Genomic DNA, 24,773 nt, shown 5'->3' on the forward strand with positions numbered 1-24,773 from the left:
GCCCTTGGGGGGGCGGGAATCAAGATCGAGAGCGTGTGCAAAGATGTTCGATGGGCTGGAAACCACCGTCGTCGCGGCAGATGTGCCGGTATTAGAGTTCGAGTTCAGACTGAAACTGCGGGTCGAATGCCCGGCCACCTTGTGGCGGGCTGCAGCCAGGCATTGCGGAAGCCATATCGATGCTTCGATCGATGACATCGCCGAACTGATCGGCCCCGAGGAAGATCCGTCGATCGCCGATTGCCTGATGGCGCTGGCGCTTCCCGCCAGGATCGCCGGCTGCACCATGACGAACGTGTCGATCGGCACCGAAGTCGCGCCGGTGCGCTACGACGACGGCTAGACCGCGGGCCGATCCGGCATCCGGACCGGCCCGGGTCGATCACGTGCCGGCCGAAACCGCGACCAGCCCGTAGAGCGGCATGCGGATGCCGTTGACGCCCAGCATGATCTCACCCCCGCTGGCGACGACATCGGTGACCTTGGCCACCGAATTGATCGTGGTCTCCAGCTTATCGCCGTTCGCCGTGGTTGCCTTGACCGCCAGCGTATAGGCGCCGTCCGGCGCGCGCGTGCCGTCGCTCTTCTTGCCGTCCCATTCGAACCGGCCCTGCGCCTTCGGATCGAGCGTCACCGTGTTCACGACCTTGCCCGATGCATCGGTGATCGTCGCGGTGATCGCGGTGGGCGTCCCGTTCACATGATAGGTCCATTTCGCCGGATCGGTGCCGAGGCCGGCGACGGCGGAATCGAAGCGCGCCTCGCGCCCGATGAAGCTCGATGCCTGCGACATCTGCTGGGCGCCGAGCTGCGACAGGATATCCTTCAGCGCGCCGGTCTGCTGGATCGACTGCTCGACCTGCGAATATTGCACCAGCTGCTGCGTGTATTCGGAGGTGTCCATCGGATCGAGCGGATCCTGATGCTGCATCTGGGTCGTCAGCAGCTTCAGGAACATCGTATAGTCCTTGGACAGCCCCGCCAGCGGCGATCCGGAATTGTTCGTGCCGTTCGCGCCGGCATTTGCGTTGATCGTCGTCATCCTGCCTCGTCCTTATGCCATGAGGTCGACCTGACCGCTGGATCGCAGCGGCCGGTACTGCACGTCGGCGAGGTCGGCTGAGCCGTCGCCCGTGGAACCCTGCGAGCCCTGCTGCCCGCGCTGTCCGCTCTGATTGCCGCCCTGCCCCTGATCGCTCGATCGCGCATCGAAGCGCAGCGACTGGGCGTCCGAGCGGATGCCCGCATCGGCCAGCGCCCGGTTGAGATCGCCGCTTTCCCGCCGCAGCATGTCGAGCGCGGCAGGGCTGTCGGCGGACATCACCGCGCGCAGCACGCCGTCGCTGTCGAAGGACAGGCGGACATTGATGCGCCCCATGTCGCGCGGATCGAGCCGGATCAGCAGATCTTCGCGATCCCCATTGGCGGCCTTGGCGATTTCGACCCCGATATCGGCGCCCATGCGGCCGGGCTGAGCCGCAACGACGGGCGCCTGCGGAGATGCCGGCGCGACCGCCGGATAGGGCATGGCGGCGGGGCGGCCGGTTACCGGCGCCATCGTCTGGGTCAGCAGCGGCGACGGCAGCCCTGTATCGGGCTGGTCGGCGGTTGCAGGCACGTCCGTAGTGGCAACGGCCGCACTCTGCGCCACGGGGCGGGCCGCATCGGCTGCCGGCATTTCCTTGCCGCCGGACATCGGCGTGTTCGCCGCGGCATGCGCCTGTTCGACCGCTTTCGGCCGCCTGACCTCCGGAACCGCTTCGGACGCATCCGCCTCGACTTTTGCGGAAGCCGCCGGAGCCGCCTGCGCAGCTGGCTGCGCCGCACCGGTCGACGGGACCGGGGTTTGCAGCGCGGTTGTAGCTGGCTGCGCGGCGACCTCGCCCCCCTCGCCTTCGCTTGCAGCCGGATCTGCGGTCTCTTCCTTGATCGGCGGAACCGGTTCCGTCGGCGTGCCGGCGATGACAGCGGGCTGATGCTGAGCGGGCGGCTGAGGCTGCACGATCACGGGCTGCCCCGGTTCGACAGGTTTCGCTTCCACATCAGGAACAGATTCATCCGCATGCACGGACGGCTTGCCCGGAACCGGTGCGGCGGGCTGGCCTTCGGCCCCGCTCGCCGGCGGAAGCGGTGGCTGGCCGCCGGCCACTTCCGGCATCGGCGCCGGCAGCAGCTCGTTCGTAACGGGCATCCCAACCGGCTCGATACCGGCAGGCGCGATCGCGCCGGGCGCCGTCGCGGGCGTAACCGACGGGTCGATCCGCGCCGTAGCAGCGCTCGGCTGCGCGGACGGGGCGGTCGTGGCATCGACCAGCGCGCCGAAGGCGGCGGCTGCCGCGGGCAGGACGGTTCCGGCTTCCGCGGGCGGCGGATTGGCGGCGCCCGTCAATGGCGCCGGTGCAGAGAGGATCGCTGATGCTGTCATGGGCTCTCGATCGTTGGGCGGGCGGCGAACGCACCCGTCATGCTATTTATAGAGGAGTTGGCGGTCCCGCGGTCGCGTCAGCCGATCATTCCCAGGCTGCGCAGGCGCGCACGGGGGTGGACCTCGTTCTGCGACAGCACGACCGTGGCCGGGCGGACCCGCTCGATGATCGAGCGGACGAAGGGGCGCAGCGGCGGGCTTGTCAGCAGACAGGGGATCTCGCCTTGGCTGGCGAACCGGTCATAGGTCTCGCGCACCGCACCGATGAACGCCTGGAGGTTCGACGGCGCCATGGCGAGGTGACGCTCCTCCCCCTGCCCCACGATGCTCTCGGCAAAGGCTTCGTCCCACTGGCTGCCCAGGGTCACCACCGGGATCGTCCCTTCGAAGGTCTGCTGTGCGGAGATCTGGCGCGACAGGCGGGCGCGGACATGTTCGGTCACCTGCGTCAGGCTGCCCGTCATCGCCGTCGCCTCGGCGATCCCCTCGAGAATGGTCGGAATGTCGCGGATCGAGACGCCCTCCGCCAGCAGGTTCTGCAGCACGCGCTGGACGCCGGAGATGGAGATCTTGGCCGGGATCAGGTCGGCGATCAGCTTTTCCGCGTCCCGATGGACCTCGTTGAGCAGCTTCTGCGTCTCGGCATAGGAGAGCAGGTCGGCGATATTGTCCTTCACGATCTCGGTCAGGTGCGTGGTGACGACCGTGCCGCAATCGACCACGGTGAGGCCGCGGAACCCTGCTTCCTCGCGCATGTCGCGGTCGATCCACAAAGCCGGGAGCTGGAACACCGGCTCCTTGGTCGGTTCCCCGCGGATGCCCGTCTCCTCGCCGCCCGCGTTGATGACGAGCAGCTTGCCGATGCGCAGCTCGCCGCGCGCGATTTCGGTCTCCTTGACGTAGACGACATATTCGTTGGGCTGGAGCGCCATGTTGTCGAGGATGCGCACCGACGGCAGGACGAAACCGAAATCGATCGCCATCTGGCGCCGCAGCGCGCGCACCTGATCGTCCAGCCGCGGTTCGGCGCTGGCGTCGTTGATCATCGGCAGCAGGCCGTAGCCCAGCTCGATCCGCAGCGCATCAATGGCCAGGGTATGGGAAATCGGTTCCTCGACCTGCTCGGTCTCCTGCTGCGCCACGATCTGCGCGAGGCGTTGCTCAACCGCGGCGGCCTCCGCCTTCTTGCTCATGCTCCACGCCAGCCAGCCGCAGATGCCGCCGAACAGCGCGAAGGGGGCAAAGGGCAGACCGGGCATCAGCGCCAGCGCGAGCATCAGCGCCGCAACGACGCCGAACGCCTTGGGATAGCGGCCCAGCTGCTCGCCGAGCGCCGCGCCGGTCTTGCCCGCGATGCCGCCCTTGGACACCAGCAGGCCCGCGGCGATCGAGACGACCAGCGCCGGGATCTGGCTGACCAGCCCCTCGCCCACGGTCAGGATCGTATAGGTTTCGAACGCCTCGCCGAAGGGCACGCCATGGATGGCGACGCCGATGATCAGGCCGACGACGATGTTGATCGCGGTGATCAGAAGCGTCGCGATCGCATCGCCCTTCACGAACTTCGACGCACCGTCCATCGCGCCGTAGAAGCCGCTCTCCGCCTCCACCTCGGCGCGACGCTCCTTCGCCTGCGCTTCGGTGATCGTGCCGGCGTTGAGATCCGCGTCGATCGCCATCTGCTTGCCGGGCATCGCGTCGAGGCTGAACCGCGCGCCGACTTCGGCGATGCGGCCCGCGCCCTTGGTGATAACGACGAAGTTGATGACGATCAGGATCGCGAAGATGGTGAGGCCGATCACCGTCTCGCCGCCCATCAGGAACTCGCCGAACGCCGCGATCACCCCGCCCGCGGCGTGATGGCCTTCATGCCCATGCCCCAGGATCAGCCGCGTCGAGGCGAGGTTGAGGCCCAGCCGCAACATGGTGACGATCAGCAGGATCGTCGGAAAGCTCGACAGCTGGAGCGGTTTGTCGATGAACAGCGCGGTCATCAGGATCAGCACCGACGCGGTGATCGACAGCGCCAGCCCCAGATCGAGCAGCCAGCCAGGCATGGGCAGGATCAGCATCGCGATGATGCCGGTCACGCCCAGCGCCAGCGCCAGGTCGCGGCCAGGGCCGAGACGCGCGAGCGTTTCGCTGACCTTCGCGGGGAGTTGCACGTTCATGGACGGGTTCCGTTGCGGTTAGTGGGGCAGCGCGCCGGGCGGGCGGGCGAAGTCCTGAGCCACGAAGGTGCGCAGCTTGTTGCGGATCGTCCGCACCGAGATGCCGAGCATCGCGGCCGCCATGGTGCGGTTGCCGTGGCAGCGATCGAGCGTCTGAAGGATCAGCGCCCGCTCGACCTCGTCGACGGTGCGGCCGACCAGATCCTCGACCGCGGCCGTCATCGGCTGATCCGGCCCGCGTTCGCCGCGCAGCCGGGCGATCACGTCGGGCAGGTTGATGGCGACGTCCACCACGACCAGCTCGCTGACGGTGCGGCGCCAGTTCTCCAGCGCCTGGTGATCCGCCGTGCCGATCGCGATGCTCGCGGCGGACCCGCGCACCATCTCGACCGCCAGGCCCATCGCCTTGTTGAGATCGCCGACCAGCATCAGGCGGGTCGGATCCTGTTCCAGTGCGGGCATTATCGCTCCTGTCGCACGATTTCGGTAAGGGTGATGCCCAGCGCGCTGTCGATCAGGACGACCTCGCCGCGGGCGATCAGGCGGTTGTTGACGAAGATGTCGACCGGCTCGCCGACCCGGCGGTCGAGCTCGACCACCATTCCGGGCTTCAACCGCAACAGCTCGCCGATATCCATCCGCGCGCGGCCAAGGATCGCCTGCACCTTCACCGGCACGTCGAACACGGCATGAAGGTCGTCCGGCACCGGCGGGGCGCTAGGACGGGGTGACCAATTGGGGTCGGCATTCATCTCCACATCGCCGTCGGCACCGTCGGTCAGATGGGCCGGCGTCAGCTGCCGGGGTTCGGTATCTTCACTCATTGCTTCCCCTTTCATGCATTCATCCACTGGCGGATCACCGACGCCGATTCCGCGGGTCCTGCGGCGATGGCTTCGCCGATGCGCTTGAGCGCGGAGACCTTGATCCGTCCGTCGATCTGGGCGAGCGCGATCTCTTCATCGAGCAGCGGCACATCGCCGGCGCGGCGTTCTTCCAGCTCGCGCATCGCGTCCTCGTCGCCATCGGCCGCGCGCTGGGCCAGCGCCGCCATCTCATCGTTGCGCGGGGTCAGCAGGTGCTCGGCCGGCTCGGCTTCCGCCGCGGCTGGGCCCGCCTTGGGGCGCAGCATCCGGATGGCGAACAGCACCACGCCGCCGATCAGCGCATATTTGGCGAGGTCGAGCAGGTTGGCGACGGTCAGGCCGAAGGGCAGGCCGCCCTCCGCGCCTTCCAGCTCGCCCGGCGCGGCAAAGCTCATATTCTCGACCACCACGCTGTCGCCCCGTTCGGCGTCGAAGCCGACCGCATTTTCGACGAGGCGCTGGAGCCGCTGGATCTCGGCCTGCGGAAGCCCCTTGGGTCCGCCATCGACCATCACCGCGACGGTAAGGCGCGAGACCTTGCCGGGCGATCGGACGCTGACCTTCTGGGTCCGGCTGTTCTGATAGGTGACGTCCTCCGACGTCTCGTTGCGAGCCGATCGGCGGGTTTCGCCGCCCGTGCCGTTGATCGCGGCCTGATTGTCGGGGAGCTGCGCGCCCACCGTCACGCCCTCTGCGCCTGCGGCGTTCTCATCATTCTGGTCATTGGATTCGACCGTGACCTGACGCGCGACGACCTGGGTGTCGGGATCGAAGGTCTCGGCTTCCTCGCGCACCTGATCGCGTTCAAGCACGGCGGCGACCTCGGCGCGGACCTTGCCGGTGCCGACGATCGGCGCCAGCATGCCCTCGATCTCCGAGCGCAGCTTGGTCTCGACCGCGCTCTGGCGCTCGTCGATCTCGGACGACCCGGCGCTGCCGCTTTCCCCGGCCCGCGCCAGCAGTGCACCCGACTGATCGACGACCGAGACGCTCTCGGGCGACAGCTCGGGCACGGCGGCGGCGACCAGGTGGCGGATCGCCTGCACAGACTCCCCGGGAAGGCGGCCGGTCGTCTTGACCGTCACCGATGCCGTTGCCTTGCGCCGTTCGGTCTCGAACATGGCACGTTCGGGCATGACAAGGTGGACGCGCGCCTTGCTGACGCGCTCCAGGCTCTCGATCGAGCGGGCGAGTTCGCCCTCGACCGCACGGGTTTCGTTGAGCTTGGCCCGCGATGCCGACATGCCGAAGGGCTGTTCGGCGTCGAGCACCTCATAGCCGATCTTGCCGCCCAGCTGCTCGCCAGCCATCGCCATGCGCAGCTCGGGCAGCTTGTCCACCGGCGCCATCACCGACGTACCGTCGGCCGAAAGCTGGAACGGGACGCCCTGCCCCCTCAGCTTTTCGCTGATCGCCTGCGCGGCGGCGGGCTCGAGGTCCGTATACAGAAAGCCCATCTCGCTCGCCGGGCTTCGCAGGGCGAGATAGCCGATGCCGACCAACAGGGCGGCGGCGACGCCCGCCATCAGCAGGGCGCGACGCGCGCCGATCTGCTCGATGAAATTCCGAAAGGCGTTCAGGTTCAAGGCAGCCTCTTCTTCTCTGCTTGAGAGAGTGGGCGACCCCCCTGGCCGTCCCCCATTCATTATAGGAGGAGCGACTAGGCAACTCTTGCCGGATGCAGGAAAAGTTTACGCGTTCCCGCCGCGCTCGATCAGGTTACCGAGCTCGCGCAGCACCGCGGCGCGGCGCGCGGCAGCGTCGATGATCAGACCGCCTTCGGCCCAGCCGACATGCGCGTCGTGCGGCGCGATCGCCTCGTCGGCGACGATGCTGATATCGAGCGCCCGCCGTTCCTCGGCGCGGCGCTCGGCGACCAGTCGCTCGACATCCTCCAGACTGTCGGGATGGACGCGGATCAGCAGGGCCGTTCCGCGTGTGACCTGACGCAGCGCCCGGCCCAGCGCCTCGTCGATCGCGCGCGCAGGCTCCTGCCGGATCGCGTGCCCTGCGATCATTTCCGCCGCGGACAGTGCCACCTCGGCAGCTTCCTGCGCGATGCGATCGCTTTCCTCCGACCAGCGCCCGCTCAGATCGTCGAGCGCGGCGTGGAGCGCGTCGGTCGCGGACAGCATCGCTTCCGCCCGCTCGCCGCGTGCCTGCGCCAGTCCCTGCGCGATGCCGTCGGCCCGCGCCTTGAGCAGCGCGGCCTCCTCATTCCGGCGCATCTCCTCGATGCGTTCCTGAAGCGCCGCGATCTGCGCATGCAGCTCGCCCGCCGCAACCGGAAGCGGCTCCTCCTCCGGCGCCGAGCCGAAGCGGAACACACGGTCGAAGCCAAAGGGCTTAATCGAAATTGCCGCCTCCATCATGGCGTCAGTAGATCATCGCATCGTCGCTCTTGGGATCGACGAGCATGATTTCTCCACGATCTCCAAGCGACTTGGCAAGACGGACCAGCGCAGCTTGTGCTTCTTCGCACTCGCGCGCGCGCACCGGCCCCATCGCGGCCATGTCGTCGCGCATCAGCTTCGCGGCACGCTCGGTCATCGCGCGATAGAAGATCTGTTTCATCTCCTCCGGCGCGCCCTTCAACGCCAGCGCCAGTTCGCGTTTGTTGCTGTTGCGCACGATGATCTGGATCGCGGCCGGCAGCAGGTTCGCCAGATCCTCGAAGGTGAACATCAGCGCACGGATGCGTTCGGCCGATTCCGGCGCGCGATCGTCGAGGGCGCTCAGCATCGCTTCCTCGGTCGAGCGGTCGAGCGCGTTGAACAGCTCCGCCATCGTCTCGTGCGGATCGCGGCGCTGCGCGCGCGACAGGTTCGTCATGAACTCGCTCTTCAGCGTATGCTCGACCTGCTGGATCACATCCTTCTGCACCGTGTCCATCTTCAGCATCCGCATGACGACGTCGGTCGCCAAGTCGCGCGGCAGCTCCGCCAGCACGCGCGCGGCATGGTCGGAGCGCAACTTGTGCAGGATGACAGCGACGGTCTGGGGATATTCGTTCTTGAGATAGCCGGCCAGCACCGCCTCGCTGACATTGGACAGCTTGTCCCACATCGTCCGGCCGGACGGGCCGCGGATATCCTCCATGATCTCCTTTACCCGATCCGCAGGCAGGATCCCGTCCAGCAGCCGCTCCGCGGTCTCGAAGGACCCGTGAAGCGACGCCATGCTCGATACCTCGCCGGAGAATTGCACCAGCAGATGCTCCACCACGACCGAGGGCACACGGCCGAGCTGCGCGATCGCCGACGACAGTTCCTTCACCTCTTCGACCGAAAGCTGTTCCCAGATCGGCCCGCCATGCTCGCGTCCCAGCGCCAGCATCAGCGCCGCGGCGCGTTGGAGCCCCGAATATTTCTTGAGTTCGGGCGGCTCGCCGATCGGCGCCGTCATCATCGTCATCTGCGCATATTCCCCAAAATATTGCCCCGCCGGCGGACCGGATCGGGGCTGCATTCCTCTATCTTATAGGAGAGTGCCGGCAGCTTCCGGCGATGGAGGTTCGCTTGACGACAAATATATTCCGCGGCCTGACCGGCCTTTCCCTGCTGGGCGGATCGGGCGGCGTGTTTTCGTCCTACTACGCGAGCGCGTCGCTCACGCCCGCGGTGATCAAGGCCAAAAAGGCCTTCACTACGCCCGCGACCACACCGCCCTGGCAGGCCGAGCCCAGCAAGGCGCCCGTCAGCACGCAGATCGCAGCGATCAAGCGCCTGTCCACGATCATCGATACCAAGGGCAGCCCCTCGCTCGGCGACCTTCCCGACGTCCAGGCGGCGTTCACGACCTACAAGGCGCTCGATACCCTGCGCATCCTTGCAGAGAGCGCAGCCAAGAAGACGACGTCCGATACCGAGCGCGCCGCGCTGCAGAAGGTGTTCGCCAAAGGGTTGAGCGAGCTCCAGGCCTATCTCGGCCAGGCGGAAACCGATCAGCTCACGCTGAACTTCGGCATGAGCACGCGGCGCAGCCAGAGCGTGGGGATCGACGTAGCCAACACTCTCGGCAAGACCTTTGGCGAAGGCGTCAACAAGACGCGCGCCGCGGCGGTCGCGGGGTTGAGCGGCAATGAGGTTTTCAAACTCACCCTTGGCCGCGGGACGACGACGCAGACGATTACGGTCGATCTGTCGGCAACGCCCCAGCCGCCGACGCTGGATTCGGTTGCTGCCGCGCTTAATGGCGCGATGGGATCGGCGGGCTGGCAGTCGCGCTTCGCAGTCGAGAAGACCGGCGACACCTGGGGGCTTAGCTTCACCGCGGCCGGCATCGAGAAGGTGTCGATCGATCAGGTCAATTCCGCCGATGCGCTGATGGTGGTGAGTGGAAGGACCGCGACGAACGGACCGGTTTCCGCGCAGGTCTTCCGCGTCGACGACCCCGCCAATGCGCTGGAGGCGCAGCGGCTGAGCACAATCAACGCGATCAACAGCAAGGCGACGGCGCAGGCACAGGCGGCGGCCGCCGCCAATGCCAAGGACGGCAAGGTGGCCGAAAAGCCCGTCGTCTATGCCGGCACCACGGCCCGCGCCATCGCGAGCGACGCACAGGGCTTCAGCTATGTCGTCGGCACCACCGCAGGCGATCTCGGCAGTTCGCTGTCCGACGGCGCCAACGACCTCTTCCTCACTAAGGTCGACAGCGAGGGCAAGGTGATGTGGCAACGCAGCCTGGGCGCGGCAGGTACGGGCGAAGGCGCTGCGGTGACCATCGCGGCCAATGGCGACATCGTCGTCGCGGGCACGGTGAGCGGTGCGTTCAACGGCGGCGACGACAGCCAGACCGACATGCTGATCGCACGGTTCACCGCCAGCGGCACGCAGAGCTTTGCCACGTCGATCCGGCAGGTCGGCAACGAAAGCGCAGCCGCCGTGGCGGTGGGCGACGATGGCAGCCTCTATGTCGCCGGCCGGGCCTCCACCGGGGGCGGCGACGCGGTCATCGTGAAGCTGAACGCGACCGGAAAGATCCAGGAAAGGCGGACGCTCGACAGCGGCGGTCCCGACGCGATCACCGCACTCGCCATTGACGGTTCAGGCGAGCTGCTGGCCCTGACCAAGCAAGGCGCGAACGCCACGCTGATGCGGATCGATGCGCAGGCGCTGTCGACCGATCTCGGCTCGGTCGCCCTTGGCGCAGTCGATGCCCGTGCCATCGCGGTATCGGACAGCGGGGAGATCGCGGTCGTAGGCGCGGCAAACGTCGCTGTCAGTGGCGCACAGGCCAATGGGATGAGCGGCGGACGCGATGCCTTCGTCACCCGCATCGCCTCCGACCTCTCCTCCGCCAGCACCAGCTATGTCGGTACGGCCAGCGACGAGCAGGCCGACAGCGCCACCTATATGAACGGTGCGCTCTATGTCGGCGGCCGGACCAATGGTGCGCTGGAAGGCACGCGGAGCGGCAAGGTGGATGGCTTCGTCGCCCGGATCGATACCGCCACCGGCGCGGTCCAGGACGTGCAGCAATGGGGGCTGACCACGCATAGCGTCGAACCGGTGAAGATTGCCGCGGCAGCCGGGGGCGCGACCGCGCTCGGCGCGCTCGGCCTCGGCCGGGGAACGCTCAACCAGAGCGTTTCGGCCACCCTCTCCTCCCAGACCACGTTGAAGGAAGGGGACAAGTTCAGCATGCGGGTCGATGGTGGCGCAGTGCGCACCATCACCATCGGCAAGGACGAGACGATCGCAACGCTGGCAAAGAAGATCCAGCGCATCGCCGGTACAAAAGGCACGGCGATCTCGGCGAAGGTCAATGACGATCAGGTGCTGCGGATCGATGCCAAGACCGGTCACGATATCGAGCTGATCGCCGGGCCCAAGGGCAGCGACGCGCTCGCCAAGCTCGGCATGGCGCCCATCCGCCTGGTCGCGGCCGCACCCAAGCCCAAGGACGCGCCGAAGGTCACGCCCGGTGGCATCTACAACCTGAACCTCAGCGACACGCTGACGCTGACCGATGCGAAGTCCGCCAGCGCCGCCCTCGCCAGAATCAAGGCCTCAGCATCGATGACGCAGAGCGCCTATCGATCGCTCTACTGGGATTCGGCCAAGGAAGCCCAGGTCAACGGGACGGTCACCGGCGGCGGCTCGGCCTATCAGCAGGCCCGGCTCGCCCAATATCAGGCCGCGTTGAGCCGGATGGGCGGATAACCCGCCCTGCCGGCCGATCGCGCTGTCCATGCCGCGCCGCCCCATCTCGCCCAAGGAATATCCAAAACCATGACCTCCACGCCCTCCCTGCTCGCCGGCATCGGCCAGTCGATGAAGAACCTGTCGCATCGCCAGCGGGTGATCGCAGAGAATATCGCCAACGGCGAAACGCCCGGTTTCAAGGCCCGCACCGTCGCGGCGCCCGACTTCTCGTCGCTGGTCGAGGTCTATGGCGGCGGCAGCGGGAAGTCGAACATCCGCCGTCCCCAGGTGCAATTGTCGGCAGGCATGTCCGCTCTCGGGGCCCGTCCGCCCCAAGGTGGCGGCGGGGTGATGCTCGACGGCGACATCAGCGAGACAAAACCCGACGGCAACAACGTCACGCTGGAAGACCAGTTGCTCAAGATGGGCAAGGTCCAGTCGGACTTCGCTGCCATGACCAACCTCTATCGCAAACAGGTCAGCCTGTTGAAAACCGCGATCGGGCGAGGCTGACCCTTTCCGACCATCTGCACGCGACGCTGACGGACCCGCAGCCGACCAAGCGGCTGCGGGTCCGTCCATGCGTATCTGCTGCCCGTTCAGCCTCCGGACATGCACGCTTGATAGGAGGAAGGCGGTGGGGGTGACGCCGCATTCAAGGATAGGCGGCGACGCCCCCTTCGCGGCACCGGAAATAGCAGCAAACGGTGGAAAATAACGAAAATGCCGTCGAATTTCCGGGAACAACCGACTTATAGGCGCGTTTCGCCGGATTAGCCAGAATGAGTACAGAACGCCTCGACATCCTTTATCGAAAAGCCATGATAAACATATCGAGGCGATCCCGAATTCAAATCCCCAACCTTGTCATGAACCACGAAGATCGTGCCGCCAAAGGAGTGGATGACAATTTCTGAGTCTATTGCTAAGACAGAGGGCGCCATGATTAAGAGCAATCGCCGCTCCGATACGAAAAAGAACAGGGCGAAGGCGATTTTGAAACCGATCTCCGGCATCGACACGCTGCGCGCGTTCATCTTTCCGAACAACATTCGGGAATATAGGAGAAAAAACAACATCGGCTCCCTGCTTCAGCTCGCGCAGCTGATCGGGTCGATAACCTATATTCGCCTGTCGAAGATCGAACGCGGAGAGATATTCGCCCGCGCCGACGAACTTCGGGCGATCGGCGCGGCGCTGAACGTCGATCCGGCGCTCCTGCTCGTGGATATCGACGATCCGGCCTTCGACATCGCGGCGTGGGCGGCGGAGTTTCAGGCACCGGATAGCGTTGACCTGAAGGCCGATACCGTCGCGGTCATGCTCGCCGCGGCCCTGCGCGCACGGCGCGCTGCCGACGATACGCTGACTATCACAGCGCTCGAGGTGGATTACGGCATCGCGCCGGTGATCCTCTCGCGCATCGAAAACGCCTACAAGCCGTTCGACCGGTGGAACGCCGACATCCAGCAGGCGCTGCTCCGCCTCCTCGGGGTCGCCGGTGCCGCAGAACTGGAATCCTATCTCGCCGAAGCCCATGCAAGGCAGGAACTGGACGCGTTCCTGCCGCTGGTGGCCAATCCGGAGACGCGGATCGGCAAGACGCGCGCCAAGGTGCAGGCGCTTCGCGAAGCACTCGGGCAGGAAGAGCCCGCCTCGCCGCGGCAGCGTGGCAAGGCAACCCAGCCCGTGCAAGCGAAGCCGTTCCTGATCGGCAGCGGCGCGGCGCCCGCAGACGGCGTGCTGGACACCATCCATGCCTCGGAAAGCGCCACCGTCCGCCTGCTGCCCGTGTTCGGCGCCCCGCTGAACGACGGCCTCGTCGCCCGCATACCCACGGGCGAGCAGGTGGAAGCGCCGCGCAGCGCCGGTCCGCGCGCCTATGGCCTGAGGATCTGCCGGCCGACCCTGGGGTCCGGCCTGCCCGGCCGTTCGGTCATCGTCGTCGATCCGGACCGGTTTCCCTCCGCCGGCGGCCTGGCAGTGATCCGCGAACAGGAAGGTCTGCGCCTGCTGTCCGTCACCTTCGACCGGCAGGGCCGCATGCTGGGTTATAGCGAACATCCCGACAGGGAGATCGCAATCGACGATGTCGCTCCCGAGGAAGTCGCGACGGTCCTGTCCGCCCAGTTCGAATAAGATCGCCGCCGGGACCGCGCCGATCGCCTTCTTCCCTCTATGATGGAGGGTGAAGGTGATCGATCGGCCCAATGTCCATTTCCAGCATGATCAAGTCTGTCGCGGGACCCAGGCCACATTCCTCCGCCGCGCTGGCCGGAAGCAGCCTGACCGGGGTGTCGCCGCGTCAGCGCCTGCAGCAGGCGGTCTCCGGCATCCGTGGCACGATGCGGCCGGCAGACCGGCTCGCGTTGATGCTCATCAACCTGGACCGGTTCAAGCTGGTCAACGACCTATGCGGTCCTGCCAAGGGCGACGCGGTGCTGGACATCGTGCTGCACGAGCGGTTGAGACGCCTCGAAGGAATGCTCGCGGTCCATCTCGCCGCCGACGAATTCGCCTGCCTTCTGCCATTTTCGGCCGAGGACGATACCGCCATCGCCTTTGCCGGGCGCTTGCAGCAGATCATCGGCGAACCGATCCATATCGGCCAGCACGTCATCTACCTGACCGCATCCATCGGTCTTGTGATCGAGGATGCCAACGCACCGTCCGCCGACGACCTCCTGCACGCGGCCTCGATCGCGCTGTCTCATGCGCGCGAATCCGGCGGCGATACCTTCCGCCGGTTTCACCCCGACATGTTCATCGACATCGGCAATCGCGCCGAGCTTGAGAACGACCTTCGTTCCAGCATGATGCGGGGCGAGATCGCCCCCTATTATCAACCGATCGTGACGCTTGGCAGCAGTGCGCCGACGGGTTTCGAGGCGCTCGCGCGATGGCATCATCCGCGGCAAGGCCTTGTGGGGCCCGATCGCTTCCTGCCCATTGCCGACGAGATGGGGCTGGATCGCGAACTGCTGTTCATCCTGACCCGCCAGGCCTGCCGCGATGCGCGCGACTGGCCGCCGCATTTCACGGTCTCGATCAACATGTCACCGTCGCAGCTCTGCGATCCCGAGAACGCCGTCACGCTGCTGCAGATCCTGTTCGCGTCCGGGCTCGCGCCCGGGCGGCTGATCGTGGAGATCACCGAAAGCGCGTTGATCCACAATCTGGCGAGTGCGCGGGAGACCATTCATTCGCTGCGCAACACCGGGGTCAGGGTCGCGCTGGATGATTTCGGCACCGGCTATGCCAGCCTCAGCCGCCTCTGCAATCTCGAGATCGATCACCTGAAGATCGACCGGACCCTGATCCAGTCGCTCGATCGCGAAGCCGGCCGCAAGCTGGTGAAAGCGGTGGTCGATCTCGGCCGGAGCCTGTCCATGCCGGTGACCGCCGAAGGCATCGGCACGCATGAGCAGGCCAGCTTCCTGCGCGGATTGGATTGCGCTTATGGCCAGGGCTATCTGTTCGGCCGCCCGGCGCCTGCCGGGGCGACACGGACCATCGCGCTCGGGCTCGCCGATCCGGGCGAAGCGCTGTCGATCTGACGATAGCCGCGGGCGTTTGACGCCCCGAACTCGGCATCCGGAGAGCAGCGCTTCGCTCGCGCAGCCGCATAGCATCGCGCCCACCGAGAGTCCGGCAGAACCGGGCACAGGAAAGGGCGCGGCCGTAACCGCGCCCTTTCCTTTCGGCTCGCGGCGCGAGCACCGCCTGCCGGTCAATATTGGGTATTGAACGAAATCGGCGTTGCCAGGTCCATCCTGGCCAGGTCGCCGCTCGCACCATAGGTGTAGGCGCGGTTGCCGGCCAGACGCCGTGCTTCATTGGCGATCGCCGACATCATCTCCATCGACAGGTCGATCTGGCGCTCGAGGATGCTGGCATTGGCCGCCGACGCACTGCGCAACTCGGCGAGGCATTCGGTCAGGCGCGTACGCGTCTCCTCGTCCATTTCATCCGTCCATTGCGGCTGGTGCCGGTTGCGCCGGGCCAGAATCTCCTCGAGCCGCGCGACCAGCCGGGCCTTGGCGGCCGCGAGTTCCGCCAGATCCAGCGCGCGCTCCCGGCCGCGCAGGCGCTCGGCCTCCTCATTCATCAGGAGCGTGAGCGAGGTCATGATATCGATCATCTCATTGGGCATCGCCCTGCCCTCCCTGCAACCGGACAATCTGCGCCTCGACGATCGATGCGATGCCCAGACCGCGCCCCTGCGCGATCCGGCTGCCGATCTGTTCGGCCAGGATGCCGCGGAACATCTCTTCCCCCGCGCCGCCGTTGAAATCGCCATCCATCTCGACCGATTCCATCATGATCTTGGCGACCTGCCCGGCAAAGACGCCTTCGAAATCGCGCGCGACCTTGGCGGCGGCGGTGTTGGTGCGCGGCATCGCCGGCACCGCAGGCGTGATCGGATCCGGCATTACTGCACCGCGATTTCGGCCTGGAGCGCGCCCGCGCCCTTCAAGGCCTGAAGGATGGTGATCAGATCGCGCGGGCTGACGCCCAGTGCATTCAGACCCGACACCAGCGACTGGAGCGACGCCCCGCCGTTGAGCATCGCCAACGACGCGCCGTTGCCGTCGTTCGCGGTGATCTGGGTACGCGGCAGCGTCACCGTCTCGCCCGATCGCGAGAAGGGGCCGGGCTGCGAGGCGACCGGGGTTTCCGTGACGCTGATCGTGAGACCGCCCTGCGCAATGGCGACGGGGCTGATGCGAACATCGGCGCCCATGACGACCGTGCCGGCGGCTTCGTTGATGACGATCCGTGCGGGCTGATCGACCTCTACCGGCATATTCTCGATGCGAGTGACGAGGTCGATCACCGATCCTGCGAACGACTGCGGGGTCCGAACCTCGACGGTGGCCGGATCGAGCACCTCGGCAGCGCCGGGAATCTGGCGGTTGATCGTCCCGGCGATCCGGTCCGCCGTGGTGAAATCGGGGTTCTTGAGCGCGAGCTTGAGGCTGGTTGCGGACTTGAGCACGAACGGCACCTCGCGCTCGATGATCGCGCCGCCGGCAATCCGCGCGGTGGTGGTGACGCCACGGCTGAGACGCGCGGCGGCACCCTGTGCCTTGAATCCCGACACGGCAACCGGCCCCTGCGCCACGGCGTAGATCTCGCCGTCGAGCGCGCGGAGCGAGGAGACGAGCAGCGTCCCGCCCTGCAGACTGGTGGCATCGCCCAGCGCGGAGACCTGTACGTCGATGGTCGATCCGGCCCGAGCGAAGGGCGGCATGGTCGCCGTCACCGACACGGCGGCGACATTCTGGGTCAGCATCTGCGCGCCGCGGACATTGACCCCCATGCGCTCCAGCATCGCCTGCAACGTCTCTTCGGTGAACGGAATGTTGCGGATCCGGTCCCCGGTTCCCTGCAGGCCGACCACCAGGCCATAGCCGACCAGCTGGTTGGGCCGGACGTTCTGGACATCGACAATGTCCTTGATGCGCGGGCCGGGACGCGCCAGCGCCGGGACCGGCGCCAGCGCCGCCAGCAACGCGGCCAGCGTCAGGATCGGCGATCTCGTGAAGGTCTTCATCTTAATCCTTATAGGATGGAGGAGAAGGAAAACGGGCTTTGGGGCGCTGGCAAATCGCGTGCCTAGGCTGACTGGCGTCCCTGCCGGGCGAGCCGCATCACATAGCCGATGATCTCGGCGACCGCGGCGTAGTGCTCGATGGGAATGGGCCGGTCGATTTCCACCGCGGCGTAAAGCGCGCGGGCGAGCGGAGGCGCCTCGACGATGGGCACGTCCGCCCCTTTCGCCACTTCGCGGATGCGCAGTGCGACGGCATCGACGCCCTTGGCCACAACCACCGGCGCAGCCATCGCGCCATGATCATATTTGAGCGCGACCGCATAATGGGTCGGGTTGGTGATGATCACGCTGGCTTCCGGAACTGCGGCCATCATCCGCTTGCGCGCGCGCTGCATCTGGATCTGGCGGATCTTGCCCTTGATCTTGGGATCGCCCTCGCTCTGCTTATGCTCGTCCTTCAGCTCCTGGAAGGTCATCCGCATGCGCTTGATGAAGGCGCGGTTCTGATAGATGAAATCGGCGATCGCCAGCAGCGCCACCAGCAGGGCGACCGCACGGATCGCCTCGAACGCCATACGGCCGGCGGCCATGCCGACTGCGCCCGGGGTATAGCCGACCAGCTGATCGAGCCCACCGAAGCGCGGCCGCAGCACCAGATAGACCACCACAGAAATGGCGATGACCTTGGCAAGCGTCTTGGCGAACTCGACCAGCGCGCGCGTACCGAACAGCCGCTTCAGCCCGGATGCGGGATTGAGCTTCGACCATTTGGGCGCGACGCGCGACCAGCTGAGCGTCGCCCGTCCCTGCAGGAACAGGGTCGCGAGCGCGCAGGCGAGCAGCACGCCCATGACCGGGGCGAGGCTGAGCGCGACATCGCCCAGGATCGCGGCGGTGAGGTCGCGGGCGCCATGGCTGTCGAGGTGAAAATCGTCGGCGCCACCCCACAGGCGCGTGATCACATTACCGATGCCCGACAGCGCCGACAGCCCGGTCCAGCCGATGACGACGACCGCGCCGATCATCATCGTCGCGTGGCGCATCTCCGGCGCCATCGCGACTTCGCCCTTCTTGCGGGCGTCTTCCAGCCGCTTCTGCGTCGGGGCGTGCGTGCGCTTGTCCTTGTCGGCTTCAGCCATGGTCAGAAGCTCCAGCCGTTCTGCATGAAATCGCCCATCGCGGTGGCGAAGCCGGTCAGCATCGTGCCGAGGACGATCGCGAGCAGCGACAGGCCCAGCATCAGGTTGAGCGGCTGGGTGATGAAGAAGACCTGGATCGCGGGCGCGACGCGCGCAGCGAGACCAAGGCCGAGATTGAAGATCGCGCCATAGATCAGGAACGGCGCGGCAAGGCTGACGCCCAGCGCAGTCGCCTGCCCGAGCACGCGCACCGCAAGCATCGCGAAATCCTGTGCCGGCGGCAGCCCGCCGACCGGGAACAGCGTATAGCTTTGCGCAATGGAGGCGATCCAGAGATGGTGGACGCCGGCGGCCATGCAGACGATCAGCGCGGCGATCCCGATCAGGCGCGTGAGCAGCGGCGCCTGGCCGCCTTGCGCAGGGTCCATCACCAGCGCCGAGGCAAGCCCGATCTGCATGCTGGCGATGGCGCCGGCCATGGCGGCTGCGCTGAACAGCATCTTCACGATCATGCCCATGGCGATGCCGACCAGCATTTCGGCGATCACGATCATCGGCAGCGCCGCCTGCGACACCGCAAGCGGCGCGATCTTCGGGCTGAGCAACCCGTAAAGGCCGATCGAGAAGCCGACTGCGATCAGCAGCCGCGTCTGCATCGGCACCGAATCCTCCGAAAAGGCCGGGAGCAGCATCAGTACCGCCCCCACCCGCGCGAACAGGATCAGAAAGGTTGCCGCATCGATGGGAAGTGCGTCCATGCCGCTGTCAGCCGTGGATGATGGCGTCGCTGATGCGGTCCATGAACACCGTCATCGAATGACCGATCATCGGCAGGCTGAGCAACAGCACCACCCCCAGCACCACGATCTTGGGCACGAAGGTCAGCGTCATTTCCTGCACCTGCGTCAACGCCTGCAGCAAGCCGATGACGACGCCGACGATGAGGGCCGCGATGAGCATCGGCCCGGCAATGGTCAGCACCAGCATCAGCGCTGCACGCGCGATTTCAATGGCATCGACGGCGTTCATGGCGCGCCCTCCCCTTTCCGGACTAGATCTGCATCCGCATGATTTCGGAATAGGCGCTGACCACGCGATCGCGGACCGCAACAACCGTGTCGAGCGCCATTTCGGCCGAGCCGATCGCGGTGACGACGTCGATCATGTCGCCCTTCCCCGCCACCTGCTTGGCGCTTTCCGCTTCGGCAGCACGCAGCGATCCGGCGGCGTCGCTGACCAGGTTCTGGACCATCGATCCGAAGCTGCCGCCGGCGCCCTCGCCGGGGACCGGTGCGACGACGGTTTCGCGCGCGACGGGCGCAAGAGTCTTGAGCGAGCGGCCATAGGCGGCCGCCGCGTCGAGGGTTCCGATTGCCATGATATTTTCCTTTTACTTGAGGAGGTCGATCGTTCGCATGGTCATGCCGCGCGCGGATTCGATGGCGTTGAGATTGGCCTCGTAGCTGCGCTGCGCCGCCTTCATGTCGGCGGTTTCGATGAGGCTGTTGACGTTGGGGCGCTGGACATAGCCGGTCGCGTCGGCGGCCGGGTTACCCGGCTCGTAGACGCGCTGGAACTGGCTCTTGTCGCCTTCGATCGATCTGACCGAAACGCGCGTGGCACCCGTGGCGCGGTCCACCTCGCTCTTGAAGGTGGCGACGCGCCGGCGATAGGGATCGCCCCCCGGCCGGGTCGCGACGGAATCCGAGTTCGCCAGATTTTCGGCGATCACCCGCATCCGCAATGACTGGGCGCGAAGGCCTGAAGCCGACACGCCGATGGATGAATCCAGATCCATTCGTTCATGCTCCTGACTGCGTGAGGCAGACAGGTCTCTTATAGGCAAATTTTGCCGGGCCCCGGCCGGTTCCTATAAATTAATTCCTATAACGAACCTGAAAGGAGACCAATGATGTCGGTCCTTGAAGGTATTCCCATTGATCTGTCGATCGTGCTCGGTTCCACCGATCTTCCGATCCGCCAGGTGCTGAAGATGAGCCGCGGCGCGATGATCCCGCTCGACAGCGGCCATAACGACCCCACGCGCGTCTATGTGAACAACGAGCTGGTGGCCGAAGGCAAGATCCTGGTCGACGGCGAATATATGTCGCTGGAGATCACCCGCGTCATCCAGCGCACGACCTGATCCGCCATGGATATCCTGTCACTGCTGCGCATGATCGGCGCACTGGGCGTGGTGCTCGGCCTGCTCGCCGGCGGCCTGTGGGTGGTACGCCGCTACGAGATCCGCCTGCCGCAGAAATGGCTGTCCGGCTTTGCCGCCCAGGGAACCGCGCGCCGCATGGAGCTGGTCGAGCGGCTGGCGCTGGACCCGCGCCGCTCGGTCGCGCTGATCCGCAAAGACGGGCGCGAACACATGCTGCTGATCGCACCGGAAGGCCTGCTGATCCTCGAAGCCGCCAACGCGCCCAAGGGGGGCAAGACGAATGCGTAGGCGCTTGCTGATCGGCGGCGGGATCGCCGCCGCGCTGATGCTGATGTTTCCCGAGCCGGCACTGGCCCAGAGCGTGCTGCCCGGCGGCGGAGACGGATCGACATCGGGCCTGGCGATCCAGCTCGTCCTGATGCTGACGGTGCTGAGCCTCGCGCCCGGCATCCTGATGACCATCACTTCCTTCACCCGCATCGTCGTCGCGCTCTCGCTGCTGCGCTCGGGCCTCGGCGTGCCGGGGGTACCGCCCAATCCGGTGGTGATCAGCCTGGCGCTGTTCCTCTCCTTCTTCGTCATGGCGCCGACCTTCGACGCCGCGTGGAAGGGCGCGATGGTGCCGTATAACGAAGGGAAGATCACCGAGACTCAGGCGCTGGAACGGGCGAGCAAACCGTTCCACAGCTTCATGCTGAAGCATGTCCGCGACGAGGATGTCGGGCTGTTCGTGCAGCTTTCCGGCAAGCCCGCGCCCAGTCGCGCGGAACTGCCGATGACGACGCTGATGCCCGCCTTCATGATCTCCGAACTGCGTCGCGCGTTCGAGATCGGCTTCCTGCTGCTCCTCCCCTTCCTGGTCATCGATCTGGCCGTGGCCGCGGTGCTGATGGCGATGGGCATGATGATGCTGCCGCCCGCGACCATATCCCTGCCGATGAAGATCATCTTCTTCGTGCTCGTCGACGGATGGGCGCTGATCGCAGGATCGCTGGTCAAGAGCTTCGGCGCGCCGGGGTAGCAGCCAAACCCCGATCGCTTGCAAGGGCCCCGGCGGTACGCAGCGCGGGGCCCTTCTTCATGCCTGCTGACATCGCTCGGCCAGCCAGACGCCAAGCTCCTCGAACGCCAGCGGTTCGGCAAAGCCCAGCCCCAGCGCCCCGTCGCCGATCCAGCGCACGCTTGCCTGCCGTTCGGGAAGGCCGGGAATGGCGAGCGCCACGAGCTGCCCCTTCTCGGGCTCGAAATCCGCGTTCAGTCGCGCGCCGCCCTGCGAGAGATTGACGAGGCGTCCGGCGCGGCGCCGGCCCTCGACGCCGAGTTCGATCGGGCAATCCACCGCAAATCGCGGCGCGCGGACCAGTTTCTGCTCGACCGTTCGTATCGCCGCACGGGCGAGGAGCGCGCCGACTTCCACCGGAGCGTCGAAGGCGACCCCCATCCGCCCGGCATGCGTCCAGCGAACGCTTCCGGGCAGCCGGTCGCCGACCTTCAGCTCGATCTGCACCAGATCGCCCACGGCAAGCGGGACATGCGTTTCCGCCATCAGCCCGCCGCTCGACAGGTTGCGGATGCGGCACAGCGTCTCGCCGTGCCTGCTCAGCAGCTTGCCGATCAGGAAGATGGTAGTGACGCGCGCCTCGCGCGGGGCGGCCCCCCGCATGCGCGGTTCGGCGCCCCCTGGCGGGTTGCGGGACCGTCCGGCCGGTGACATGCGCGCCTCCGCTCAGGCCGGCGAGGCTTGGGTGACGACCGCGCGTCGCACCGTGTCCGGACCGTAGGTTTCGCGCGCCGCATCCATGACGACACGCCGGAACGCGTCGAGGCCGGGGATCAGGCCGTCGCGTCCGCTCGCCATCGGCGTGCGATAGGTGCGCAGATTGACCGCGTTCAGCAGCAGCGGCAGCTTCGCCTTCACAGCCTCCCCCTCTCCTTGCGGTACTTCGAGCTGTACCTGGAACGATACATAACCCGACAGGCGGCCATCCGGAAACACCAGCGGAGCCATCATCGCGCCCGTCTCGACGAATTCGGTTCTGACCGAGCCTGCAGCGCCGACGTTCTGGCGCACCATCCCGATTCCCCAGGCACTCCCGCCACCCACGCCGGCACCCAGAATCAGGGCCAGCATCCCACCCAGCAGTTTCTTCATTCTCCCGTCCCCCGATCAGAATTTGAAGCTGGCATCGCGCGGCAAGGCCGATGGCTCGGCCAGCACGACAAGGGTGATGCGGCGGTTTTCCGGCAGGTCCGGGCGATCGGGATAGACCGGCTCCGTCCCCGCCTTGGCGACGACTTCGCCGAAACGATCGGGGGTGAGGCCGGCCGCGACCATCGCGGATCGCGCGGCGAGTGCCCGCTGGGCAGAGAGCAGCCAGTTGGCATCGCTCTGCCCGCCTGTGCTGTCGGTATGCCCCTCGATCGCGACCTGAGCCTTGGTTCCCGCCAGTCTGCGCGCGACCCGTGCCAGCATCTCGCGCGCAAAATCGTTGAGCTGTGCGGTACTCCCGCGGAACATCGAACGATTGGCAGTGTCGACCAGATGGATGCGAAGGCCTTCGCGACTCCGCTCGATATTGACGCTGCGCTTGCCGTCCGCGGCCGCGACCGGCGGTTCGATCGACAGGCGCATTTCCTCCGCCAACACGCGCAGCGCCGCCTCGGGGACCTGCGCCGTGCCGCCGCGCGCCGCACCCTTGACCCCGGCTTCGGCAGACGGCTGGCCCACCGGCTCCCGGTCCGCCGCCTGCGCATGGCGCGCATGCCCGCCAAGCCCCGGCTGGGCGCCGGGCAGCTGGGTCATCGTCGATGCAGGCGATTCCTTGGACGAGACTGGCGAGAAATAGTCCGCCAGCCCCTTCAGCTGCGCCTTGTTGGGATTCGCCAGCAGCCAGAGCAGCATGAAGAACGCCATCATCGCCGTCACGAAATCGGCATAGGCAACCTTCCACGCCCCGCCATGCGGGGCAGCGTGATGCCGTTTCCTGACCTTGCGAATGATGATCGCCGGAGCGTCACCGCCGTTGTTCGTCGCCATAGCTCTTCCCTTCAGGCCAGCGCCGCGCGCAGGCGCTGCTGGATCGCCGTCAGCCGGACGCCGTCGATCGCATCGGCAGTGGCGTGTCCGCGCGCGATCCGCTCGAGCAGGGTCGCGCTCTCATCCACATGCTGGACGATCAGGTCGAAGGCCTGAAGCTCGTCCAGATACTCGGCGACGAACCGCTCGTCGGCGATGAGCACCGCCGCCAGCTCCTCCAGCAACCCGCGCGCCACGCGCATTTCCTGAGCGACGGCCGCGAACAATGCCGCCTGGGGCCGGCTCATTTCGCTCGTCACTAAGCCCATTGTCTTCATTGCGGCATCCATCAGAAAAGCTCGACATCCCCTGCCACGGCCAGCACCGGGGCAGGCTTGCGCGGGCGGGCCGGCACCGGCGGCATTTCGGCCACCAATGTCGATCGGACCCGGCCCTCGAACGGCATGAACTCCACCTTGCGCGCCCGGACCCCACCCAGTTCGCAGCGATCGACGGCAATCCCCTCGGTCTGCATGAAGTTGCGCGCGAAGGCCGCATTGCTGCTGCCGATGCCGCCAAGCCCCGCGACGATGTTCGCGCCGCCGTAGAGATGCCCCCGCAGCCGGGTTCGCTGCGCGCCCCGCTGCATCATCGCGTTGATGAGCAGCTCCATCGCATGGACGCCGTAACGTTGCATGTCGGCCGGCCCGACGGGCACGTCCGCACCCGGTTCGCCCAGCAGGAAATGGTTCATGCCGCCCACCCGCGCGACCGGATCGCGCAGGCAGACCGCGACGCAGGAGCCGAGCAGCGTCGCAATGACGAAGCCCGTTTCCGACGCGACATGATATTCGCCCTGAACGATGGACCGGCGGCGCATGGGATCAGGACAGCTCGCCGAAGACGCGCTCGATCTTCTCCTTGAGCGCAGCCGGGGCGAAGGGCTTCACGACATAGTTGTTGACGCCCAGCGCCGCTGCCTTCTGCACGACCTCCTTGTCGGCCGAGCCGGTGAGCATGATGAACACCGTCTTGCCGATCACCGGGTCGGCACGCACCGTCTCCAGAAACTGCAGCCCGTCCATGTCGGGCATGTTATAGTCCGAGATGATCAGGTGGACGCGATCGGCCTTGATCGCGGCAAGTGCCTCGACCGGGCCGGCCTTGTCGCGGATATCCTTGAATCCCAGATCCTGGAGCGTGCGGCGGATCATCGCGCGCATGCTCGTCTGGTCATCGACCACCATTACCTTGATTGCGGACGCTGCCGGCATCACCCATTCCCC

At 66.5% G+C, this 24,773-nt stretch carries 30 protein-coding genes; 8 read left to right on the forward strand and 22 right to left on the reverse strand.

Translation table 11 applies throughout. The features are described from left to right. Positions 1 to 43: 43 nt before the first annotated feature. The gene (locus tag BDW16_RS05375; protein ID WP_066578608.1) at positions 44 to 343 is read left to right on the forward strand and encodes a hypothetical protein; all 300 of its coding nucleotides are present in this window, start codon (positions 44 to 46) and stop codon (positions 341 to 343) included. A 39-nt stretch (positions 344 to 382) separates the two neighbouring features. Here the strand turns inward: BDW16_RS05375 and BDW16_RS05380 are convergent, their stop codons facing one another. From BDW16_RS05380 to BDW16_RS05415, 8 genes are all read right to left on the reverse strand, one after another. Next, positions 383 to 1,042 carry a flagellar hook assembly protein FlgD gene (locus BDW16_RS05380; RefSeq protein ID WP_066578611.1) on the reverse strand — a complete coding sequence of 220 codons (660 nt, stop codon included), beginning with the start codon at positions 1,040 to 1,042 and terminating at the stop codon, positions 383 to 385. 12 nt (positions 1,043 to 1,054) lie between these two features. Further along, complete coding sequence (locus BDW16_RS05385) at positions 1,055 to 2,425, reverse strand: flagellar hook-length control protein FliK (protein ID WP_083954309.1); 1,371 nt, start codon at positions 2,423 to 2,425, stop codon at positions 1,055 to 1,057. A 77-nt stretch (positions 2,426 to 2,502) separates the two neighbouring features. After that, on the reverse strand, positions 2,503 to 4,596 hold the full coding sequence (gene flhA, locus BDW16_RS05390; RefSeq protein WP_066578619.1) for a flagellar biosynthesis protein FlhA: 2,094 nt from the start codon (positions 4,594 to 4,596) through the stop codon (positions 2,503 to 2,505). A gap of 18 nt (positions 4,597 to 4,614) precedes the next feature. Continuing rightward, complete coding sequence (locus tag BDW16_RS21775) at positions 4,615 to 5,058, reverse strand: helix-turn-helix domain-containing protein (RefSeq protein ID WP_066578621.1); 444 nt, start codon at positions 5,056 to 5,058, stop codon at positions 4,615 to 4,617. Next, positions 5,058 to 5,420 carry a flagellar motor switch protein FliN gene (gene fliN / locus BDW16_RS05400; RefSeq protein WP_075151405.1) on the reverse strand — a complete coding sequence of 121 codons (363 nt, stop codon included), beginning with the start codon at positions 5,418 to 5,420 and terminating at the stop codon, positions 5,058 to 5,060. The genes BDW16_RS21775 and fliN overlap by 1 nt, the downstream gene beginning before the upstream one ends. Before the next feature lie 11 nt (positions 5,421 to 5,431). Beyond that, entirely contained in the window at positions 5,432 to 6,988 is a 1,557-nt protein-coding gene (gene fliF, locus BDW16_RS05405; protein WP_083954315.1) for a flagellar basal-body MS-ring/collar protein FliF, read from the reverse strand. A gap of 165 nt (positions 6,989 to 7,153) precedes the next feature. Continuing rightward, positions 7,154 to 7,834, reverse strand: a complete 681-nt coding sequence (locus BDW16_RS05410) for a FliH/SctL family protein (protein ID WP_066578624.1) — start codon at positions 7,832 to 7,834, stop codon at positions 7,154 to 7,156. 4 nt (positions 7,835 to 7,838) lie between these two features. Then, entirely contained in the window at positions 7,839 to 8,876 is a 1,038-nt protein-coding gene (locus BDW16_RS05415) for a flagellar motor switch protein FliG (RefSeq protein WP_066578625.1), read from the reverse strand. Between the two features lie 104 nt (positions 8,877 to 8,980). Between BDW16_RS05415 and BDW16_RS05420 the strand changes: the two genes are divergently transcribed. From BDW16_RS05420 to BDW16_RS05435, 4 genes are all read left to right on the forward strand, one after another. Beyond that, a complete protein-coding gene (locus BDW16_RS05420) occupies positions 8,981 to 11,626 on the forward strand; it encodes an NHL repeat-containing protein (RefSeq protein WP_100362837.1) in 2,646 nt (881 codons plus the stop codon). Positions 11,627 to 11,695: 69 nt separating this feature from the next. Next, entirely contained in the window at positions 11,696 to 12,121 is a 426-nt protein-coding gene (locus BDW16_RS05425) for a flagellar basal body protein (protein WP_066578629.1), read from the forward strand. Positions 12,122 to 12,550: 429 nt separating this feature from the next. After that, positions 12,551 to 13,747: a helix-turn-helix domain-containing protein gene (locus BDW16_RS05430; protein ID WP_066578635.1), complete on the forward strand. Its 1,197-nt coding sequence runs from the start codon at positions 12,551 to 12,553 to the stop codon at positions 13,745 to 13,747. An 86-nt stretch (positions 13,748 to 13,833) separates the two neighbouring features. Continuing rightward, a complete protein-coding gene (locus BDW16_RS05435; protein ID WP_066578636.1) occupies positions 13,834 to 15,165 on the forward strand; it encodes a putative bifunctional diguanylate cyclase/phosphodiesterase in 1,332 nt (443 codons plus the stop codon). 173 nt (positions 15,166 to 15,338) lie between these two features. Here BDW16_RS05435 and BDW16_RS05440 read toward each other — a convergent pair whose 3' ends face one another. The 8 genes from BDW16_RS05440 to flgC all read right to left on the reverse strand — a co-directional run bounded on the left by BDW16_RS05440 (position 15,339) and on the right by flgC (position 20,102). Further along, a complete protein-coding gene (locus BDW16_RS05440) occupies positions 15,339 to 15,737 on the reverse strand; it encodes a flagellar biosynthesis protein FlgN (protein ID WP_307695173.1) in 399 nt (132 codons plus the stop codon). A gap of 13 nt (positions 15,738 to 15,750) precedes the next feature. After that, on the reverse strand, positions 15,751 to 16,041 hold the full coding sequence (locus tag BDW16_RS05445; RefSeq protein ID WP_066578640.1) for a rod-binding protein: 291 nt from the start codon (positions 16,039 to 16,041) through the stop codon (positions 15,751 to 15,753). Further along, positions 16,041 to 17,165, reverse strand: coding sequence for a flagellar basal body P-ring protein FlgI (locus BDW16_RS05450; RefSeq protein ID WP_066578643.1), 1,125 nt, complete (start codon positions 17,163 to 17,165; stop codon positions 16,041 to 16,043). The genes BDW16_RS05445 and BDW16_RS05450 overlap by 1 nt, the downstream gene beginning before the upstream one ends. 62 nt (positions 17,166 to 17,227) lie before the next feature. Beyond that, complete coding sequence (flhB, locus tag BDW16_RS05455) at positions 17,228 to 18,304, reverse strand: flagellar biosynthesis protein FlhB (RefSeq protein ID WP_066578645.1); 1,077 nt, start codon at positions 18,302 to 18,304, stop codon at positions 17,228 to 17,230. A 2-nt stretch (positions 18,305 to 18,306) separates the two neighbouring features. After that, a complete protein-coding gene (gene fliR / locus BDW16_RS05460; RefSeq protein WP_066578646.1) occupies positions 18,307 to 19,062 on the reverse strand; it encodes a flagellar biosynthetic protein FliR in 756 nt (251 codons plus the stop codon). 7 nt (positions 19,063 to 19,069) lie between these two features. Beyond that, entirely contained in the window at positions 19,070 to 19,333 is a 264-nt protein-coding gene (locus BDW16_RS05465) for a flagellar biosynthetic protein FliQ (protein ID WP_066578648.1), read from the reverse strand. A gap of 22 nt (positions 19,334 to 19,355) precedes the next feature. Continuing rightward, entirely contained in the window at positions 19,356 to 19,682 is a 327-nt protein-coding gene (fliE, locus tag BDW16_RS05470; protein WP_066578651.1) for a flagellar hook-basal body complex protein FliE, read from the reverse strand. A gap of 12 nt (positions 19,683 to 19,694) precedes the next feature. Beyond that, complete coding sequence (gene flgC / locus BDW16_RS05475) at positions 19,695 to 20,102, reverse strand: flagellar basal body rod protein FlgC (protein ID WP_066578653.1); 408 nt, start codon at positions 20,100 to 20,102, stop codon at positions 19,695 to 19,697. 114 nt (positions 20,103 to 20,216) lie between these two features. Here flgC and BDW16_RS05480 point away from each other — a divergent pair, with 114 nt between their 5' ends. From BDW16_RS05480 to fliP, 3 genes are read left to right on the forward strand one after another with little or no spacing between them, the layout of a single operon-like run. Continuing rightward, positions 20,217 to 20,450, forward strand: a complete 234-nt coding sequence (locus BDW16_RS05480; RefSeq protein WP_066578798.1) for a FliM/FliN family flagellar motor switch protein — start codon at positions 20,217 to 20,219, stop codon at positions 20,448 to 20,450. 6 nt (positions 20,451 to 20,456) lie between these two features. Continuing rightward, on the forward strand, positions 20,457 to 20,759 hold the full coding sequence (locus tag BDW16_RS05485; RefSeq protein ID WP_066578655.1) for a flagellar biosynthetic protein FliO: 303 nt from the start codon (positions 20,457 to 20,459) through the stop codon (positions 20,757 to 20,759). Next, a complete protein-coding gene (fliP, locus tag BDW16_RS05490; RefSeq protein WP_066578658.1) occupies positions 20,752 to 21,492 on the forward strand; it encodes a flagellar type III secretion system pore protein FliP in 741 nt (246 codons plus the stop codon). Before BDW16_RS05485 ends, fliP begins: the two co-directional genes overlap by 8 nt. A 57-nt stretch (positions 21,493 to 21,549) precedes the next feature. Here the strand turns inward: fliP and BDW16_RS05495 are convergent, their stop codons facing one another. The 6 genes from BDW16_RS05495 to BDW16_RS05520 all read right to left on the reverse strand — a co-directional run bounded on the left by BDW16_RS05495 (position 21,550) and on the right by BDW16_RS05520 (position 24,761). After that, on the reverse strand, positions 21,550 to 22,134 hold the full coding sequence (locus tag BDW16_RS05495; RefSeq protein ID WP_066578659.1) for a PilZ domain-containing protein: 585 nt from the start codon (positions 22,132 to 22,134) through the stop codon (positions 21,550 to 21,552). A gap of 63 nt (positions 22,135 to 22,197) precedes the next feature. After that, positions 22,198 to 22,623: a hypothetical protein gene (locus BDW16_RS05500; protein ID WP_066578661.1), complete on the reverse strand. Its 426-nt coding sequence runs from the start codon at positions 22,621 to 22,623 to the stop codon at positions 22,198 to 22,200. Positions 22,624 to 22,638: 15 nt separating this feature from the next. Continuing rightward, positions 22,639 to 23,508, reverse strand: a complete 870-nt coding sequence (locus BDW16_RS05505) for a flagellar motor protein MotB (RefSeq protein ID WP_066578663.1) — start codon at positions 23,506 to 23,508, stop codon at positions 22,639 to 22,641. An 11-nt stretch (positions 23,509 to 23,519) separates the two neighbouring features. Then, positions 23,520 to 23,795 (reverse strand): hypothetical protein, encoded by a 276-nt coding sequence (locus BDW16_RS05510; RefSeq protein WP_100362713.1) that lies wholly within the window; start codon positions 23,793 to 23,795, stop codon positions 23,520 to 23,522. Positions 23,796 to 23,836: 41 nt separating this feature from the next. After that, a complete protein-coding gene (locus BDW16_RS05515) occupies positions 23,837 to 24,367 on the reverse strand; it encodes a chemotaxis protein CheD (protein WP_066578665.1) in 531 nt (176 codons plus the stop codon). A 4-nt stretch (positions 24,368 to 24,371) separates the two neighbouring features. Next, on the reverse strand, positions 24,372 to 24,761 hold the full coding sequence (locus tag BDW16_RS05520; protein ID WP_066578669.1) for a response regulator: 390 nt from the start codon (positions 24,759 to 24,761) through the stop codon (positions 24,372 to 24,374). Between the last annotated feature and the right edge of the window lie 12 nt (positions 24,762 to 24,773).

This window comes from Sphingomonas koreensis, from assembly GCF_002797435.1.
Lineage (GTDB): Bacteria > Pseudomonadota > Alphaproteobacteria > Sphingomonadales > Sphingomonadaceae > Sphingomonas > Sphingomonas koreensis.

What these genes read in the sequence shown, in the direction of transcription:
- BDW16_RS05415 (WP_066578625.1), bottom strand. Translation starts at nt 8,876, where the DNA reads ATGACGATGATGACGGCGCCGATCGGCGAGCCGCCCGAACTCAAGAAA.
- BDW16_RS05425 (WP_066578629.1), top strand. Translation starts at nt 11,696, where the DNA reads ATGACCTCCACGCCCTCCCTGCTCGCCGGCATCGGCCAGTCGATGAAG.
- BDW16_RS05515 (WP_066578665.1), bottom strand. Translation starts at nt 24,367, where the DNA reads ATGCGCCGCCGGTCCATCGTTCAGGGCGAATATCATGTCGCGTCGGAA.
- fliN (WP_075151405.1), bottom strand. Translation starts at nt 5,420, where the DNA reads ATGAGTGAAGATACCGAACCCCGGCAGCTGACGCCGGCCCATCTGACC.
- BDW16_RS05435 (WP_066578636.1), top strand. Translation starts at nt 13,834, where the DNA reads ATGATCAAGTCTGTCGCGGGACCCAGGCCACATTCCTCCGCCGCGCTG.
- fliF (WP_083954315.1), bottom strand. Translation starts at nt 6,988, where the DNA reads ATGGCGGGCGTCGCCGCCGCCCTGTTGGTCGGCATCGGCTATCTCGCC.
- flhB (WP_066578645.1), bottom strand. Translation starts at nt 18,304, where the DNA reads ATGGCTGAAGCCGACAAGGACAAGCGCACGCACGCCCCGACGCAGAAG.
- BDW16_RS05480 (WP_066578798.1), top strand. Translation starts at nt 20,217, where the DNA reads ATGTCGGTCCTTGAAGGTATTCCCATTGATCTGTCGATCGTGCTCGGT.
- BDW16_RS05500 (WP_066578661.1), bottom strand. Translation starts at nt 22,623, where the DNA reads ATGAAGAAACTGCTGGGTGGGATGCTGGCCCTGATTCTGGGTGCCGGC.
- fliR (WP_066578646.1), bottom strand. Translation starts at nt 19,062, where the DNA reads ATGGACGCACTTCCCATCGATGCGGCAACCTTTCTGATCCTGTTCGCG.
- BDW16_RS05510 (WP_100362713.1), bottom strand. Translation starts at nt 23,795, where the DNA reads ATGAGCCGGCCCCAGGCGGCATTGTTCGCGGCCGTCGCTCAGGAAATG.
- BDW16_RS05520 (WP_066578669.1), bottom strand. Translation starts at nt 24,761, where the DNA reads ATGCCGGCAGCGTCCGCAATCAAGGTAATGGTGGTCGATGACCAGACG.
- BDW16_RS05445 (WP_066578640.1), bottom strand. Translation starts at nt 16,041, where the DNA reads ATGCCGGATCCGATCACGCCTGCGGTGCCGGCGATGCCGCGCACCAAC.
- fliP (WP_066578658.1), top strand. Translation starts at nt 20,752, where the DNA reads ATGCGTAGGCGCTTGCTGATCGGCGGCGGGATCGCCGCCGCGCTGATG.
- BDW16_RS05495 (WP_066578659.1), bottom strand. Translation starts at nt 22,134, where the DNA reads ATGCGGGGGGCCGCCCCGCGCGAGGCGCGCGTCACTACCATCTTCCTG.
- fliE (WP_066578651.1), bottom strand. Translation starts at nt 19,682, where the DNA reads ATGGCAATCGGAACCCTCGACGCGGCGGCCGCCTATGGCCGCTCGCTC.
- BDW16_RS05450 (WP_066578643.1), bottom strand. Translation starts at nt 17,165, where the DNA reads ATGAAGACCTTCACGAGATCGCCGATCCTGACGCTGGCCGCGTTGCTG.
- BDW16_RS05380 (WP_066578611.1), bottom strand. Translation starts at nt 1,042, where the DNA reads ATGACGACGATCAACGCAAATGCCGGCGCGAACGGCACGAACAATTCC.
- BDW16_RS05440 (WP_307695173.1), bottom strand. Translation starts at nt 15,737, where the DNA reads ATGACCTCGCTCACGCTCCTGATGAATGAGGAGGCCGAGCGCCTGCGC.
- BDW16_RS05485 (WP_066578655.1), top strand. Translation starts at nt 20,457, where the DNA reads ATGGATATCCTGTCACTGCTGCGCATGATCGGCGCACTGGGCGTGGTG.
- BDW16_RS05410 (WP_066578624.1), bottom strand. Translation starts at nt 7,834, where the DNA reads ATGATGGAGGCGGCAATTTCGATTAAGCCCTTTGGCTTCGACCGTGTG.
- BDW16_RS05505 (WP_066578663.1), bottom strand. Translation starts at nt 23,508, where the DNA reads ATGGCGACGAACAACGGCGGTGACGCTCCGGCGATCATCATTCGCAAG.
- flhA (WP_066578619.1), bottom strand. Translation starts at nt 4,596, where the DNA reads ATGAACGTGCAACTCCCCGCGAAGGTCAGCGAAACGCTCGCGCGTCTC.
- BDW16_RS21775 (WP_066578621.1), bottom strand. Translation starts at nt 5,058, where the DNA reads ATGCCCGCACTGGAACAGGATCCGACCCGCCTGATGCTGGTCGGCGAT.
- flgC (WP_066578653.1), bottom strand. Translation starts at nt 20,102, where the DNA reads ATGGATCTGGATTCATCCATCGGCGTGTCGGCTTCAGGCCTTCGCGCC.
- BDW16_RS05385 (WP_083954309.1), bottom strand. Translation starts at nt 2,425, where the DNA reads ATGACAGCATCAGCGATCCTCTCTGCACCGGCGCCATTGACGGGCGCC.
- BDW16_RS05430 (WP_066578635.1), top strand. Translation starts at nt 12,551, where the DNA reads ATGATTAAGAGCAATCGCCGCTCCGATACGAAAAAGAACAGGGCGAAG.
- BDW16_RS05465 (WP_066578648.1), bottom strand. Translation starts at nt 19,333, where the DNA reads ATGAACGCCGTCGATGCCATTGAAATCGCGCGTGCAGCGCTGATGCTG.
- BDW16_RS05375 (WP_066578608.1), top strand. Translation starts at nt 44, where the DNA reads ATGTTCGATGGGCTGGAAACCACCGTCGTCGCGGCAGATGTGCCGGTA.